15 protein-coding genes are annotated in these 16,171 nt (G+C 69.1%); 1 reads left to right on the top strand and 14 read right to left on the bottom strand.

The window, feature by feature from the left end:
• Positions 1 to 148: 148 nt before the first annotated feature.
• The 3 genes from AC3ANJ_RS17140 to AC3ANJ_RS17150 all read right to left on the bottom strand — a co-directional run bounded on the left by AC3ANJ_RS17140 (position 149) and on the right by AC3ANJ_RS17150 (position 5,191).
• Positions 149 to 2,260 (bottom strand): ABC transporter ATP-binding protein, encoded by a 2,112-nt coding sequence (locus tag AC3ANJ_RS17140; RefSeq protein WP_488317350.1) that lies wholly within the window; start codon positions 2,258 to 2,260, stop codon positions 149 to 151.
• Positions 2,257 to 3,984 (bottom strand): ABC transporter ATP-binding protein, encoded by a 1,728-nt coding sequence (locus AC3ANJ_RS17145; protein WP_488317351.1) that lies wholly within the window; start codon positions 3,982 to 3,984, stop codon positions 2,257 to 2,259. The genes AC3ANJ_RS17140 and AC3ANJ_RS17145 overlap by 4 nt, the downstream gene beginning before the upstream one ends.
• A gap of 148 nt (positions 3,985 to 4,132) precedes the next feature.
• On the bottom strand, positions 4,133 to 5,191 hold the full coding sequence (locus tag AC3ANJ_RS17150; RefSeq protein ID WP_488317352.1) for an enoyl-CoA hydratase/isomerase family protein: 1,059 nt from the start codon (positions 5,189 to 5,191) through the stop codon (positions 4,133 to 4,135).
• 100 nt (positions 5,192 to 5,291) lie between these two features.
• On the opposite strand from AC3ANJ_RS17150, the gene AC3ANJ_RS17155 reads away from it, so the two are divergent.
• Positions 5,292 to 6,998 carry an ABC transporter ATP-binding protein gene (locus AC3ANJ_RS17155; protein ID WP_488317353.1) on the top strand — a complete coding sequence of 569 codons (1,707 nt, stop codon included), beginning with the start codon at positions 5,292 to 5,294 and terminating at the stop codon, positions 6,996 to 6,998.
• Between the two features lie 3 nt (positions 6,999 to 7,001).
• Here the strand turns inward: AC3ANJ_RS17155 and AC3ANJ_RS17160 are convergent, their stop codons facing one another.
• The 11 genes from AC3ANJ_RS17160 to hemE form a co-directional block, all read right to left on the bottom strand.
• A complete protein-coding gene (locus AC3ANJ_RS17160; RefSeq protein WP_488317354.1) occupies positions 7,002 to 7,451 on the bottom strand; it encodes a hypothetical protein in 450 nt (149 codons plus the stop codon).
• 86 nt (positions 7,452 to 7,537) lie between these two features.
• Complete coding sequence (gene hemL, locus AC3ANJ_RS17165; protein WP_488317355.1) at positions 7,538 to 8,863, bottom strand: glutamate-1-semialdehyde 2,1-aminomutase; 1,326 nt, start codon at positions 8,861 to 8,863, stop codon at positions 7,538 to 7,540.
• Positions 8,864 to 8,884: 21 nt separating this feature from the next.
• Positions 8,885 to 9,871 (bottom strand): porphobilinogen synthase, encoded by a 987-nt coding sequence (gene hemB / locus AC3ANJ_RS17170; RefSeq protein WP_488317356.1) that lies wholly within the window; start codon positions 9,869 to 9,871, stop codon positions 8,885 to 8,887.
• A complete protein-coding gene (locus tag AC3ANJ_RS17175) occupies positions 9,868 to 10,665 on the bottom strand; it encodes a uroporphyrinogen-III synthase (protein ID WP_488317357.1) in 798 nt (265 codons plus the stop codon). Before AC3ANJ_RS17175 ends, hemB begins: the two co-directional genes overlap by 4 nt.
• Positions 10,665 to 11,657 (bottom strand): hydroxymethylbilane synthase, encoded by a 993-nt coding sequence (hemC, locus tag AC3ANJ_RS17180; protein ID WP_488317358.1) that lies wholly within the window; start codon positions 11,655 to 11,657, stop codon positions 10,665 to 10,667. Before hemC ends, AC3ANJ_RS17175 begins: the two co-directional genes overlap by 1 nt.
• Before the next feature lie 7 nt (positions 11,658 to 11,664).
• Positions 11,665 to 12,342 (bottom strand): hydrogen peroxide-dependent heme synthase, encoded by a 678-nt coding sequence (gene hemQ / locus AC3ANJ_RS17185; RefSeq protein WP_488317359.1) that lies wholly within the window; start codon positions 12,340 to 12,342, stop codon positions 11,665 to 11,667.
• A 78-nt stretch (positions 12,343 to 12,420) separates the two neighbouring features.
• Complete coding sequence (locus tag AC3ANJ_RS17190; protein WP_488317360.1) at positions 12,421 to 12,714, bottom strand: hypothetical protein; 294 nt, start codon at positions 12,712 to 12,714, stop codon at positions 12,421 to 12,423.
• Positions 12,701 to 13,108 (bottom strand): phage holin family protein, encoded by a 408-nt coding sequence (locus tag AC3ANJ_RS17195; RefSeq protein ID WP_488317361.1) that lies wholly within the window; start codon positions 13,106 to 13,108, stop codon positions 12,701 to 12,703. The genes AC3ANJ_RS17190 and AC3ANJ_RS17195 overlap by 14 nt, the downstream gene beginning before the upstream one ends.
• Position 13,109: 1 nt before the next feature.
• Positions 13,110 to 13,523 carry a hypothetical protein gene (locus AC3ANJ_RS17200; protein WP_488317362.1) on the bottom strand — a complete coding sequence of 138 codons (414 nt, stop codon included), beginning with the start codon at positions 13,521 to 13,523 and terminating at the stop codon, positions 13,110 to 13,112.
• A gap of 124 nt (positions 13,524 to 13,647) precedes the next feature.
• A complete protein-coding gene (gene hemG, locus AC3ANJ_RS17205) occupies positions 13,648 to 15,147 on the bottom strand; it encodes a protoporphyrinogen oxidase (RefSeq protein WP_488317363.1) in 1,500 nt (499 codons plus the stop codon).
• A complete protein-coding gene (gene hemE / locus AC3ANJ_RS17210) occupies positions 15,144 to 16,166 on the bottom strand; it encodes a uroporphyrinogen decarboxylase (protein ID WP_488317364.1) in 1,023 nt (340 codons plus the stop codon). Before hemE ends, hemG begins: the two co-directional genes overlap by 4 nt.
• Positions 16,167 to 16,171 lie beyond the last annotated feature (5 nt).

Below are 16,171 nucleotides of genomic sequence, written 5' to 3' on the forward strand. Positions count from 1 at the left end.
CCCGGGCCCCTGCAGCCCGCGGCCCCGCGAGGGGTCACAGATGGTCGCATGAGCGCGCGGGAGGCGGCAGTACGCGACCCCTCCCCGTTTCCCGAAAACGACGAAGGGCCGCCACCCGGTCGGGTGACGGCCCTTCGTATGCGCGGGGTCAGGCCTTGTCGTCGGACTCCGGCTCGCCGGCCGCGACAGCGACCCCGGCATCCTCGCCCTCGTCCGCGTCACCGGTGACGACCACGGGGGTCGACGCGGTGAGCGCCTCTTCGGCATCGATGTCGGTCGCCGCCTGCTCGAACTGCGACTGGTACAGCCGCCAGTACGCACCCTGCGCGGCGATGAGCTCGTCGTGCGTGCCCTTCTCGACGATGTCGCCGTGCTCCATCACGAGGATGAGGTCGGCGTCGCGGATCGTCGACAGACGGTGCGCGATGACGAAGGACGTCCTGCCCTGTCGCAGCGCCGCCATGGCGTGCTGCAGCAGCAGCTCGGTGCGGGTGTCCACAGCGCTCGTCGCCTCATCGAGGATGAGGATCGAAGGCTGCGCCACGAACGCGCGGGCGATCGTGATGAGCTGTCGCTCACCCGCCGACACGTTCGACGCATCCTCGTCGAGGACCGTCTCGTAGCCGTCCGGCAGCGCATGCACGAACCGGTCGACGTACGTCGCCTTCGCGGCCGCGAGCACCTCGTCGTCGGATGCCGTCGCGCGGCCGTACCGGATGTTCTCCAGGATCGAACCGGCGAACAGCCACGGGTCCTGCAGCACCATTCCGGTCCGCGAGCGGAGGTCCGAACGCGTGAGATCGGCGATGTCCTGACCGTCGAGCAGGATGCGCCCGCCGCTGAGCTCGTAGAAGCGCATGATCAGGTTGACCAGTGTCGTCTTGCCGGCACCGGTCGGGCCGACGATCGCGACCGTCTGACCGGGCTCCACCCGGAAGGACAGGTCCTTGATCAGCGGACGCTCCGGTGTGTACGAGAACGAGACGTTCTCGAACTCGATGACGCCCTTGCCGTCCTCGAGCTCGGGGGCGTTCTCGTCGTCCGCCTCCTGCTCATCGGCATCCAGGAAGTCGAACACACGCTCCGCCGAGGCGGTACCGGACTGCACGACCGCCGCCATGCCGCCCAGCTCGCTGAGCGGCTGGGTGAACTGCTGCGAGTACTGGATGAACGCCTGGACGTCACCGAGACGGAGCTGGCCGCTGGCGACCATGAGACCTCCGAGCACCGCGATGCCGACATACGTGAGGCTTCCGACGAAGGTCATGGCGGGCATGATGATGCCCGACAGGAACTGCGCCTTGAAGCTCGCCTGGAAGAGCTCCTCGTTCTCGACCTGGAACTTGTCCAGTGCGTCCTGCTCACGGCCGAAGACCTTGACCAGCGCGTGACCCGAGAAGGCCTCTTCCACGCGGGCGTTCAGTCGGCCGACCTTGCGCCACTGGGTGCCGAACGCCTTCTGCGAGTGCGGGCCGATGACGCCGAAGATGACTCCCATGAGCGGCAGCGCCACGAGTGCGACGAGCGCGAGCTGCCACGAGATCGTGAACATCATCCAGAGCACGCCGATCACGGTGAGGATCGACGTCAGCGCGCCCGAGAGCGACTGCTGCATGGTCTGGGTGATGTTGTCGATGTCGTTCGTGACGCGCGAGATCAGCTCGCCGCGCTGCACCTTGTCGAAGTACGACAGCGGCAGACGGTTGATCTTCGCCTCGACGTCCTCACGCAGGCGCCACATCGTGCGCACCATGATGACGTTGATCACGTAGCCCTGGATCCAGGTCAGCAGAGCCGCGCCGACGTAGATCGCCAGCACCGCGATGATGATCCAGCGCAGGCGGTCGAAGTCGATGCCGGCACCGACCTGGAAGTCGCTGAACGCCGCGACCATGTTCGCGAAGTCGTCCTGCCCCTGGGCGCGGAGCATCTCGACGATCTGCTCCTGGGACGTTCCGGCCGGAACTCCCGAGTCGCCGAGACTCTTCGAGATGAAGCCCTCGTAGATGATGTTGGTCGCCTCGCCGAGCACCTTCGGCGCCGCGACCGTGAGGACGACGCCGATCGCGCCGAGGATCGACACGAAGACGAACCACAGGGCGGACGGCTTCAGCAACCCGATCATGCGACCGAAGCTCTTGCCGAAGTTGTCGGCCTTGCCCGGTGCGACCGCGTCCCAGTCGCCGGAGTTCTGACGCGCCTGCTCCGCGAGCTCGGCCTCGTACTGCTCGTCGGCTGTCAGCTGTTCCGGAGTGCTCATGCGTCCACCCCCAGCTGCGACTCGACGATCTCACGGTAGGTGTCGTTCGACGCGAGGAGCTCCTCGTGCGTCCCGACGCCGACCATCGTGCCCCCTTCGAGGACGACGATGCGGTCGGCGTCCGTGATGGTCGACACTCGCTGAGCGACCACGATCTTCGTCACCTCCGGCAGCTCTCGCCACAGCGCTTGTCTGAGGCGGGCATCGGTCGTGAGATCCAGCGCCGAGAACGAGTCGTCGAACACGAGGATCTTCGGCTGATGAACGATCGCGCGTGCGATCGCGAGGCGCTGACGCTGACCGCCGGAGACGTTCGTACCGCCCTGCGCGATGCGCGAGTTCAACCCGTCGGGCATCTCCTCGACGAAATCGCGCCCCTGAGCGATCTCGAGAGCCTTCCAGAGATCGTCGTCGGTGGCCTCTTCTCGGCCGTAGCGGAGGTTGGACGCGACGGTGCCGGTGAACAGGAAGGGCCGCTGCGGGACGAGCCCGATGCTGTCCCACAGTTCTTCGACATCGGCTTCGCGGACATCGGTGCCGCCGACGCGCACGGCGCCGCCGGTGACGTCGAACAGACGCGGGATCAGCGAGATGAGCGTTGTCTTGCCAGCGCCGGTCGAACCGACGATGGCCACGGTCTCACCCGGCTCCGCGCGGAAGTCGATGTTCGTGAGCACCGGCGACTCCGCGCCCGGGTACGTGAACTCCACCCCCTCGAACGAGATGGCTCCCGGCTCCGGGAACTCGGTGACGCCGTTCTCGGGGCGCTCCAGCGTCGAGGCCACATCCAGCACTTCGCCGACGCGCTCGGCCGAGACGGCCGCGCGCGGAATCATGATCGCCATGAAGCTGGCCATGATGACACCGCCCATGATCTGTCCGATGTACTGCATGAACGCGAACAGCGTGCCGACCTCGACGTTGCCCTCGTTGATCTCGATTCCGCCGAACCAGATGACGGCCACGACCGTGACGTTCAGGATCAGCATGAACAGCGGGAACAGGAGCACGAACAGCGAGCCGATCTTGCGGCCGAGGATCATGATGTCCGTGTTCGCGCCACGGAATCGCTCTTCCTCGATGTCCTCGCGGACGAAGGCGCGCACGACGCGGACGCCGGTGAGCTGCTCGCGCATGATGCGGTTCACGTTGTCGAGCTTGCGCTGGTTGCGCCGGAACAGCGGCACCATCCGGCCGATGATGAGTCCGGCGAGGATGAGCAGCACCGGGACGGACACCGCGATCAGCCAGCTCAAGCCGACATCCTGCTGAACGGCCATGATGATGCCGCCGATCGCGAGCATGGGCGCCATGACGAACATGGTCGCGCCCATCATCGCCAGCATCTGGACCTGCTGGACGTCGTTGGTGTTGCGGGTGATGAGCGAGCCGGCGCCGAACTGCGACACCTCGCGTTCGGAGAAGCCGCTCACGCGCGAGAACACGTCGGCGCGGATGTCACGACCGATGCTCATGGCTGCGCGGGCCGCGAAATAGGTGGCGATGATCGAGGCCGTGATCTGACCGAGCGAGACCATGAGCATGAATGCTCCGGTGCTCCAGATGTAGCCGGTGTCGGCCTGCGCGACACCCTTGTCGATGATGTCGGCGTTCAGCCGGGGCAGGTACAGCGTGGCCAGCGCGCTGGCGAACTGGAACACCAGGACGCCCACGAGCAACGGCCAGTATTTGGAGAGATAGCGGAACAGGAGTTTTCCGAGCATGGATATTCCTTCTGAGCGGCGGACCCGAATGGGCCACCAGATAGCGTGCCACGCCCCACGGACATTGCCCAGAGGATCCGTGCGTTATCCGCTCAGGGCGAACGAATTCGGCCGGTCGGAGCAGATATCTGCACCGTGTCCAGCTATCTCAGGCGAACAGCGGCACGCTCGGCACATACTCCCGGGCGCCGGCCCCGGCATCCGGAGCGAGCTCGGCGATCGTCGCCGGCTGCCAGCGCGGCATACGGTCCTTGTCGACCAATTGCGCACGGATGCCCTCGACGAGATCCGGGTGGTGGTGCACGAACCAGAGCACCCGGCGGTACTCCCCCGTCAGCGCAGTGCGGAGGTCGCCCTCGCGCGCTTCGCGCACCGCCTCGAGCGTCACGGCGAGTCCGGTCGGGGCGAGCTCCGCGAGCACAGCCGCCGTCTCGGATGCCGCGGGCTCCGGCCGCTCGGACAGCCGACGCAGGATCTCGCCGACGGAGTCGGCCGAGAAGACCTCGTCGATCCAGGCGCGCTCCGCACGCAACGAGGACGGCTCCGGCGTCTCGTCGAAGAGCAGGACGAGTTCGGCTGGCCCGGTGGGGTCGGCCCGATAGGCGAGCGCCTCGCGCAGCGCATCCAGGTTCTCGGAGGGCACGTAGTGGTCCGCAAGCCCGGTGTAGACGGCATCCGATCCGTTCAGCGTGCGCCCCGTGAGGGCGAGGTATTCGCCCAGCCGGCCCGGCGCACGACCCAGCAGGTAGGTGCCGCCGACGTCGGGGGTGAAGCCGATCCGGGTCTCCGGCATCGCGAGCTTGGAGCGCTCGGTGACGATGCGGATCGCCGCGTGCCCGGCCAGGCCGATGCCGCCGCCCATCGTGATGCCGTCGGCGAAGGCGACCAGCGGCTTCGGGTATTCCGCGATCAGCGCGTTCATCTCGTACTCGGCCCGGAAGAACTCCGCCGTGCGATCCGGCTCCCCGTTCCGGATCTGATCGTAGAGCGCTCGTACGTCTCCGCCGGCGCAGAGTCCGCGGCCTTCGCCGTCGAGCAGGACGATCTGGACGTCCGTGTCCGTCTTCCACGCTTCGAGCGCTCGGGTGATGTCCTGGATCATGCCGAGGTCGAGGGCGTTGATGGCCTCAGGGCGATTGAGGGTGAGTCGGCCGAGCGCACCCTCGGTACGGACGAGGACTCGGGATGCTGCGGGCTGATCGGTCACGGATGACACGTTACCCGCTGGCGGTTTCCGCCCTGATAATGCACGATTTTCAGGGATTTCCGACAAGATAGAGAGGACTGCCCAACAAAGAGAGGTCCCGATGCCCGACGGACAGGTGCTCGAGTTCGACCGTGTGACGAAGCGCTTCAGCGACGTCACCGCCGTTTCCGATTTCTCGGGACGGGTCGAACCAGGCGTCGTCACCGGGTTCCTCGGTCCGAACGGCGCCGGCAAGACCACCACGCTGCGGATGCTGCTCGGCCAAATCCGCCCCACCTCGGGAACCGCGACCATCGGTGGTGCGCAGTACTCCGATCTGAAGCATCCGGCGCGCGTCATCGGCGCCATGCACGAGGATCCCGGCTTCCGCCCTCGGCGCACGGTCGAGCGGCACCTCATCGTCGCGGCGAAGGCGAACGGCATCGCTCTGTCGCGCGTCTCGGAGGTCGTCTCGTTCGTCGGTCTCGATGGCGAAGCCGGCACCCGCATCGGAGCCCTGTCGCTCGGCATGCGTCAGCGGCTCAGCGCGGCGACCGCCCTGCTCGGCGACCCCGGAGCGCTCGTCCTGGACGAGCCGGCGAACGGTCTGGATCCCGAGGGGATCCGCTGGATGCGCATGCTCATCCGCGGACTCGCCGACGAGGGACGCACCGTCCTGGTGTCCTCGCACGTGCTGAGCGAGGTCGAGCAGGTCGCGGACGAGATCCTCGTCATCGCGCACGGGGAGCGGAAGTTCGCCGGCTCGCTCGCTTTGCTGGCGGACCCGACATCCGGGCCCGTCGTCGTGGATGCCGTGGATCGCAGCGGCCTCACCGGCGCACTGAAAGCGGCCGGCTTCGAATTCGAGGTGCTGCGCTCCGGCCTCACCGTTCGCGGCAGCGACGCCAAGACGATCGGCACCGTCGCCGCTCAGGCCGGGGTCGCGCTGACCACGCTGCAGCAGCGCGGACCGACGCTCGAGGACGTCTTCCTCGACCTCGTCAACGACCGGCCCGTGCAGTTGCGCAAGCCCGAAGTCGCCGATGCGACGGTGTCGGTTCCGATCGTTTCCGCGCCTGCCGTCGTCTCGGCCGATGCGGATGCCGAGCCCGCTGACGTCGCCCCCGACATCGCGGCCGAGAACCTCGAAGCGGAAGCGGACGTCGACTCTGCAGCGGCGGACGCCGAGGCTGCAGCGGCAGATGCGGAGACCGGGTCGGACGATGCCGAGCCCGCGACGGCGGCTGACGCAACCGACGACGAGCCCACGGCACCCGAGCCAGCGACGGACGCCGACGAGGACGCGGCAGCCGTCGAGGACGGGGCAGCCGAAGCCGCTCCTGCTGTCGCGGCGGATGCCGTCGCCGAGAACGTCTCGGCCCTGAACGTCGACGGCGACGAGGACGACGTCGCAGCCGACGAGGTCGACTCCTTCGCGCCGGTGTCTGCGGCCGACGATCGGCCACTGCCCGGCGTCTCCGGTCTCGCGGCCGCGGCGGCGGGGCTTTCGCAGTCGAACGACAGCACCGACACGTCGCCGAACCCCGCGGTCTCGGACGCCTGGGCCGCGATCATCACCGGACGGCCGCTGGATGAGACGGGTGAGGAGCGGGCCGAATCCGAGCAGTCTTCCGAACCGGTCGATCCCTCTCCGGATGCCGTGGAGCCGGAGCAGAGTGAGCACTCCGATGCTGCCGACGCCGATGCTCCCGCCTCAGAGTCCGACGCCGAGTACACCGAGTTCGCGCACGAGGAGCATGTCTCCGAGGGCGATGGGACGCCCGGAGAGCACGACGAGCGCGAGCACGGCGAGCACCAGCGCTCCTGAGTGTCAGATCGGGCGCGGTCGGATGACCGGGCGGCCCTTGCCCTTCACGACGGGCGTCGGCGCGGTCGCGACGATCTCGACGACGTCCGCGAGCTCCTCCGTCACGTCCAGTCGAAGCGCCTGCGTCAGCGCGAGGCCGTGCCGGGTCGTGAAGATCAGCCGCTGATAGAGCTCGTCGCCTTCGAGGTCGATGACGACGCTCGGGCGTCGACGACGGATGAGGACGAAGTCGGTCGTGCCGGCGCCCTTCCAGGTTCCGGCGGCGAGGATGCTCGGAATGTGCGTGCCGGGGCCGGGGACGCCGCGCAGCCACGTCCACGCGTCGTCGGTCAGTTGGACCTTGGCGATGGTGTCGCGCGCGACACGGATGTTCTCCCGATGGAATGTCGCGGCACGCTCGACGGGCGAGAGCACGACCTCGAGCTGCGTCTGATCCAGCAGCAACGTCACCATGACTCTCAGTCTGCCAGCGTCCCCCTGCGAGATGTCTGCGACTTGCTCACAGGACGGCAACGATCCGTTGTGGGAATCCTTCTGCGTTACGGTCGTGCCGCCAGCGCAGCGGCCGCGGCTGCGGCCGGAAGCGCGCGCTCGACCCGCTCCAGAGCGTCGTCATCGTGGGCCGCGGTGAGGAACCATGCCTCGAACACGCTCGGCGGCAGCGCCACCCCCTGCTCGCGCATGCTGTGGAAGAACGGCGCGTACCGGAAAGACTCCTGCGTCTGCGCTTCGGCGTAGTCGCGCGGTGCCCGTTCGGCGAAGACCACGCCGAACAGGCTCCCGGCTCTGGGCACGGCGTGCACGACGCCGGCCTCGGTGAGTGCGGCATCGAGGGCATCGGCGAGGCGGGATGCCGCGGCATCCACCCGTGCGTAGACCTCCGGAGTCGCCAGCCGCAGCGTCGCGAGCCCGGCGGCCACCGACAGCGGGTTCCCCGACAACGTGCCCGCCTGGTAGACCGGTCCGAGCGGAGCGAGCAGATCCATGATCTCGGCGCGGCCGCCGAGCGCGGCCAGCGGCATCCCTCCGCCGACGACCTTGCCGAATGTGATGATGTCGGGCAGGTACACGTCGCCGGCCGACGCCTGCAGGCCCCAGAAACCGGCAGGGTGGACGCGGAAACCGGTCAGCACCTCGTCCAGGATGAGCAGCGCGCCATGCGCGTGGGCGATCTCTGCGAGGAAGGCGTTGAAGCCGTGCTCCGGAGCGACGACGCCCATGTTCGCCGCGGCCGCCTCCACGATGATCGCGGCGATGCGGTCGCCGTGCTCGGCGAAGACCTGCTCGATCGCGGCACGGTCGTTGTAGGGCACGACGAGGGTCTGCGCCGCGATCGGCGCCGGCACACCTGCCGACCCGGGCAGCGCGAGCGTCGCCACCCCGGATCCCGCTGCGGCCAGCAGACCGTCGGAGTGGCCGTGGTAGTGACCGGCGAACTTCACCAGCAGGTCGCGCCCTGTGGCCCCGCGGGCGAGACGGATCGCCGTCATCGTCGCCTCGGTGCCGGTGGAGACCAGCCGCACGCGCTCCACCGGAGCGTGCTCGCCGACGCGGACCCGGTCGACGATCAGGCGGGCGAGCTCGACCTCGCCCTCGGTGGGGGCGCCGAAGGAGAGGCCGCGGGTCGCGGCATCCTGCACCGCAGCGACCACTTCGGGATGCGCGTGACCGAGGAGCGCCGGCCCCCAGGACGCCACGAGGTCGATGTACGTGTCACCGGCGGCATCCGTCACCGTGGCGCCCTGCGCGGACGCGAGGAAGCGCGGCGTCCCGCCGACCGACCCGTAGGCGCGCACGGGCGAGTTCACCCCGCCGGGCGTCACCTCACGGGCGGCGTCGAACAGGTCGTCATTGCGGTCGGTCATGCGTCAATCCTTCAGATCTGATCAGCGCGACGCGCCGGACAGCCAGCCCGCGGCCTCGGTCGCCCAATACGTGAGCACGGCGTCGGCGCCGGCACGGCGGATCGAGAGCAGCGACTCCAGGATCGCCGCCCTGCGGTCGATCCAGCCGTTCGCCGACGCGGCCTCGATCATCGCGTACTCGCCGGAGATCTGATATGCCCAGACGGGAATATGCACACTGTCGCGCACTTCGCGCAGTACGTCGAGGAACGACATCGCGGGCTTCACCATGACGATGTCCGCACCCTCGGCCTCGTCGATCAGTGCCTCGCGGACGCCTTCGCGGCGGTTCGCCGGGTCGAGCTGGTACGTGCGTCGATCACCGGTCAGCTGCGAATCGACCGCCTCGCGGAAGGGACCGTAGAACGCGCTGGCGTACTTGGCCGCGTATCCGAGGAGCAGCGTGTCCGTGAAGCCATCGGCGTCCAGGGCGTGACGGATCGCGGCGACCTGGCCGTCCATCATGCCGCTGAGTCCCAGCAGCTGCGAGCCGGCGCGCGCCTGCGCGAGCGCCATCGCGGTGTACCGCTCCAGAGTGGCGTCGTTGTCGACCGATCCGTCCGTGGCGAGGACGCCGCAGTGTCCGTGATCGGTGAACTCGTCCAGACACAGGTCGGTCTGCACGACGAGGGCGTCGCCCACCTCGGTCGCGAGTGCGGCGGTCGCGACGTTCAGGATGCCGTCCGGATCGTCCGCACCGGAGCCGATCGCATCGCGCACGGCAGGAACGCCGAAGAGCATCACGCCGCCGACGCCGGCCTCTGCGGCCTCGACGGCTGCGCGTCGCAGCGAATCCAGCGAGTGCTGCACGACCCCGGGCATCGAGCCGATCGGAACGGCCTCGTTCACGCCCTCGCGGACGAACATCGGCAGGACGAGCTGCCGCGGCAGGACGTCCGTCTCGCGCGCGAGGTCGCGGACGGCCGCCGACTGCCGGAGTCGGCGAGGGCGGACGTCGGGGAAGCTCACGGTGCGAACTCGTCTGCCGCGTGCGGGAGCGTGAAGTGCGACACGGCCTCGATCAGGGCATCCACGGTCTGCTTGTCGGCGACCACCTGGATGGACAGCCCCGCCTTGCGGGCATCCTTCGCGGTCCGGGGCCCGATCGCGGCGAGCAGGGTCTCGTCAGGGATCTCGGGGAACTGCTCGCGGACCTGCTGCGCCACCGAACCGCTCGTGATGAGGATCGCGTTGATGCGGCCGCTGTCGACATCGCGGCGGATGCGGTCGGTGACCGGGACCCCGACCGTGCGGTACGCGACGACGCTCGACACATGGTGGCCGGCCTTGACCAGCGACTTCGAGAGCACGGGCTTGGCGATCTCGCTGCGCAGCGCGAGGATGCGACGCGGCTTCGATTCGAGGGCGATCAACTGCGCGGCCATTCCCTCTGCCGAGTTGTCCTGCTCGGGGACGAGAGTCACCTCGTAACCCGCGGCCTGCAGTGCAGCCGCCGTCGTCTCGCCGACCGCCGCGATCTTCGTCTTCTTCGGGACGACGGCGCGGTGCGCGAACAGCACATCGACCGTGGTGGCGCTCGTGACGGTGAGCCAGTCGAACTCGCCGGCGGCGAGCTGCTCGAGCGCCGCGTCGAGCGTGGCCTGATCGGTCGTCGGGCCGAAGTTGATCAGCGGTGCGACGACGGGCACGGCGCCCTGCGAGCGGAGGCTGGCGGCGACGCCGTCGCCCCACGGGCCTCCTCGCGGGACGAGGACGCGCCAGCCGGCCAACGGCTTGTCATGCTTCGATTCGGATTCGGTCATCAGGAATGCTCTCGGGGAACGAGGTCGGCCGCCCCTTGTTCGAGCAGCCGACGGGCGACAGACAGCCCGATATCACGTGCTGTGTGCATCGGGTCCGCACCATCGGCAGCATCCGCACCATTGCCACTGCCGTTCAGACGAATATACCCCTGGTTCAGCGACTCCGTGACGTCGAGCCCGATCCGCCGACTCCCGTCGACGGCGTAGACGACCGTTCGGATCCGCACGGAATCGCCGACCACGACGGCATGCGCGGCCATCGGAGCCTGACATCCGGCATCCAGACCCTCGAGGATGCCGCGCTCGACCTCGACCGCGAGATGCGTGTCGTGATCGTCCAGCGCTGCGAGGGCGGCATGCAGTTCTGCCGGAGCATCCGTCCGGGTCTCCACGGCCAGGGCTCCCTGCCCAGGAGCCGTGGGCCACTCGGCGAGGCCGAGCTCCTCGCGGTGCAGACGTGTCTCGCTGCCGAGCCTGGACAGGCCGGCCGCGGCGAGGATCACGGCATCCAGCTCACCGGACTCGACCCTGGCCAGGCGCGAATCGACGTTCCCGCGGATGTCGACGATCTCGGCCTCCGGTGCGCGTCGACGCACCTGCGCGATGCGGCGGGGGGAGCCCGTGCCGACCGAAGCACCGGCGCGCAGGGCGTGCAGGGGCGTTCCGCCGCGGGTGATGACGATGTCGCGGGCATCTTCACGCGGCGGGGTCGCGGCGATCACGAGTCCCTCAGGGATGGCGGTCGGCAGGTCCTTCAGCGAATGCACGAGGAAGTCGCATTCGCCCGCGAGCAGCGCTTCGCGCAGGCGGGTGGCGAAGATGCCCATGCCGCCGATCTCGGACAAGGAGGCACGATTCGTGTCGCCCTCGGAAACGATCGGGACGAGTTCGACCTGACGGCCGGAGATCTTCTCGAGTGCTGCGGCGACGTGGCCGGACTGCGCCCTGGCGAGGGCGCTTCGACGGGTGCCGAGGCGGATCGGAGTGCTCATCGCCGACCTACTGCAGCACGTCCGCGATCTCGTCGAAGCGCAATCGCCGGCCCGTGTAGAACGGGACCTCCTCCTTCACGTAACGACGCGCATCCGTGTAGCGCAGATCGCGCATGAGGTCGACGAGTTCTGTGACGTCATCGGCTTCGAGCGGCAGCAGCCACTCGTAGTCACCGAGAGCGAAGGCGGCGACCGTGTTGGCGATGACGCCGGTGAAGGCCGCGCCCTTCCGCCCGTGGTCGGCGAGCATCTTGCGGCGCTCTTCCTCGGGGGCGAGGTACCACTCCGGCGTGCGCACGAACGGGTACAGGCACAGCCAGCCCTTCGGCTCGACTCCGCGGAGGAACCCGGGGACGTGCGCACGGTTGAACTCGGCGTCGCGGTGGACGCCCATGACGTTCCAGACGGGGATCAGGGTGCGCAGCAGTTCGGTGCGACGCAGGCGACGCAGCGCCTTCTGCAGCTCTTCGGCTGTCGGCCCGTGCAGCCAGACCATCAGGTCGGCGTCGGCCTTGAGTCCGGAGACGTCGTAGAACCCGCGGATCGTGACGCCGGAATCCTCGATGTGCTCGACGATGGTCTCGAGCTCGGTCGCGTCGGTCTCGAGGACCGGAGCGTTCGGGTTGCGGCGCCACACCGCCCAGAGGGTGAAGCCGGATGGGGATTCTTCGCTCAGCTCGGACATGCTTCCAGTCTGCCCCTTTCCCCGGGGCATGGCTAATGCGTGACGGATGCCGAGAGGCCGGGCCTCACGTCGACAGGCTCAGCGCGAGAGAGCTCTGGCGATGACCCACACCAGCGAGCCCGCGACCGCGGCGAGCCCGACAGCCGCGGCGATCGCGCCGACCGGGTTCCGGTCGGCGAGGGCGCGCGCCTTGACGGCCGCCTCCTTCGAGGCTCTCTCGACGCGACGCGGCACGTTGCCCTTGACCTCGATGGCCGCGAGCGCGGCCTTCAGCTCGGCACGCGCGGACTGCACCGGATCCGCGAGGCCCGTCGGGACCGCAGTACGGGGAAGCTGCTGCGCGGAGTTCGTGAACTGCTCAGAATTCGTCATCGCCGGCGTCCTTCACGAGTCGGATGTCCTTCGCGACGGCCTGGCCGGGGTTCTCCCTGGCCATGACCTTGCGGAACTTCAGGATGCCGAGCAGCGCGAACACCAGCACGGCGAGGATCAGGATGCCGATGACCGCCAGCGCGGACAGCCAGACCGGCCACCACGACGACAGCCCCGCGACAGCGAAGACGAGGATCATCGGCACGAGCCAGAACAGGAAGAACAGCGCGACGAGGAACCAGACGCTGCCGATCCCGGCATCCTTCGCGGTGCGCGAGATCCACACCTTGGCGGCATCGATCTCGGCCTTGACGAGGTTGCTGATGAGGTCCGGCAGGTCGCCGAGCAGCGTCAGCAGGCTGTCGTCCGCGCGGTCGCGGTATCCGCGCACCATGTCACTTGCCGTTCTGCGAGGGCTTCTTGGCGGCGGTTTTCGCGGCCCTGGTGGTGGCCGACTTGGTCCCCGTCGCCTTGTCCTTGACCTCGTCCACGGCATCCTCCGCCGCGTCGGAGACCTCTTCGACGACGTCCTTGCCCGCAGCGATGGTCGCGTCCAGCTTCTGGCCGGGGGTGCCGGGGCCGGTGGCGGACCTGGTGACCTTGACGACCCCGTTCCACACCGCACCCGGGATCGCAGCCGCCTTGTCGCCGACGAAGCCCTTGACCTTGGTCACCTGCTCCTGGACAGGGTCGAGGTTCCACACCTTCAGCCACTGCGTCTTGATCTGCTCATAGCGTTCGCGCCCGGCGCGTGTGCCGAGAACGTAACCGACGCCGAGTCCGACGACGAGTCCGATCTTCCCCTTCATGGGGTCTCCTCACGTTGTTCCGGTCGGGCCGCACGCGTTCGATCCGCGGGCCAGGGGTTCCAGCGTAACCCCATATGCCGTTTTCGGCATCTAATCTTCGGAGGGGTTGACAGCGGGCTCCCGATCAGTCCCAGAGAAGGTGCCGTCGGACGCGATCGGCCTCGGTCACCGCATCGGGGACGACCTGAGCGAGCCCGGTTCCCGACAACCAGGCGCCGACGACCGCGAGCCCGGGTACCGCCTGCACCGCAGTGCGCGCCGCGTCGCGTCGTTCGGCCGCGCCGATGAGCGACGCCGGCTGCGACTGCGTGAACCGCGCACGGTGCGCTCCGACCAGCTGCGCCGACGACAGCGGGGTGCCGAGCATTGCGGACGCCTGCTCCAGCGCGAGGTGCGCGGCGGCGTCGTCATCGAGGGATGCCGTGGCCGCCGGTTCTCCCTGCGAGCCGAACGAGACGCGAACCACGTGGCGATTCCCTGCGGCCTCGCGGAGCCAGGCCCACTTGGCGGTGGCGTGCGTGAGCGCCTTGGCGGTGAAGCTCCCCGGCACCGTCAGCACACCGGTGCCGCGGGGGGCCGCGTCCAGCGCGGGCGCGTCCAGCAGCAGTGTGACGATCTCGATCTCGGGCGAGGAGCCGAACTCTCCGAGGTCCTGGACGTGGCCGTCGAGCAGCGCTCGCGCCATGCCCTCGGCGGTGGCGACGATCACGGCGTCCGCCGTCACGTGCTCCGGTTCGGATGCGGAGTCGGATGCTGCGGCATCCGGATCCTCGGCATCCTCGCCTGAGGCGACCACGACGGTCCACTCGTCACCCGTCCGTCCGAGCGATTCGACCGCGGCGGCCGTCCGCACGACGCCGCCGAGCTTGGCGAGGTCGGCCTGCAGCGCGTCGACGAGCGTGCTCATGCCGCCGGCGAGACCCTCGACCGCCGACCCTGGCGCCTTGTCCTTGCGCGCCGACTGCTGCTGACCGATCAGCGCGTCGACCGCTCCGCTGAGCGACCCGACGCGGGTGAGAGCGGCGTTGAGTCCGGGGGCCGCGACGTCGACGTCCACGTCGTCGGGGTGCGCTGAGTAGACACCGGACACGACCGGTGAGACCAGACGCTCCAGCACGCGCTCGCCCATGCGCGAGCGGACCAGGCGGCCGAGGCTGCGTTCGTGGCCGATCGTCAGCGGCGGGCGCAGGCGGTCGACGTACGCGCGCCATGCGCCGCGCCATCCGATGATCTGACGCACGTCGTCGACGAACGGATTGGCCGGGATGCCGAGGATGCCGCCCTTGGGCAGCGGTGACGGCTCCTGACCGGGGACACCGGCCAGCCATGCGCCGCCGGGCGCCGGCGTCTGCACCTTCTCGGACAGGCCCAGCTCCTTCACGAGCTTTCGGACATGACCGCCGCGGGTCGCGTAGCTCTCGGCCCCGGCATCCAGACGGACGCCATCGATCTCGGCGCGGCGCACGGCACCACCGAGCTCGTCTGCGGCCTCCAGCAGCGTCACGCGCATTCCGACCTTGGCGCACTCGCGCGCGGCGACGAGACCCGCGACGCCGCCGCCGATGACGACGACGTGCCGTTCGGCCGCACGCTCGGCGAGTTCGGGTTCAGAGTGCTCGGTCATGCGCCGTGGACCAGCTCGACGATCCGAGTCAGCTGGTCGGGATCGGTCTCCGGCGGGACGCCGTGCCCGAGGTTGACGATGTGCGCGCGGGCGGCGCGACCGCGCTCCAGCACATCGCGCACGTGCGCCTCCAGCACAGGCCACGGCGCGGACAGCAGCGCAGGGTCGATGTTGCCCTGAACGGTGACGTCGGGGCCGAGGATGCCTGCGGCCTCGTCGAGCTGCTGACGCCAGTCCACTCCGACGGCATCCGCCGCACCGTCGAGACGCATGTCGGCGAGGAACGGCCCTGTGCCGACGCCGAAGTGGATGACCGGGACGCCGAGTCCGTCGACAGCGGCACGCGAATGCGGCGCCACGAACGTCCGGTAGTCGGTGGGGCTGAGGGATCCGGCCCAGGAGTCGAACAACTGCACCGTGGCGGCGCCGGCATCGCGCTGCGCCTCGAGGAAGCGGCGCGAGATCCGCGACAGCCAACCGGCGAGACGGTTCCACGCGGCGGGATCGGTGTGCATCATCGCGCGGGCGCGCAGGTGCTCCTTGGACGGTCCGCCCTCGATGAGGTAGGCCGCCACGGTGAACGGGGCGCCGGCGAAGCCGATCAACGGGGTGTCGCCCAGCTCGGCGGTCGTGATGCGCACGGCCTCGGCGATCGCCGACGTGTCGAGGTCCTGCGGGTCGATGGCCGTGATCCGGTCGACATCGGCGGCGGTGCGCACCGGCTCGGCGAACACCGGACCACGACCGGGTTCGATGACGACGTCGACACCGGCGAGGCGCAGCGGGATGACGATGTCGCTGAAGAACACCGCGGCGTCGACGCCGTGACGCCTGACCGGCTGCAGCGTGATCTCGGCGGCCAGATCCGGGGTGAGGCAGGCATCCAGCATCCGGGTTCCGACGCGCAGTTCGCGGTACTCGGGGAGCGAGCGGCCGGCCTGTCGCATGAACCAGACGGGGGCGGTCTCTGGGCGGTCTCCGGCAAGCGCGCGCAGCAGCGGGGCGGTGGGTGCAGGCATGCTTC

The sequence above is a fragment of the Microbacterium sp. STRO-1N genome, assembly GCF_057748015.1.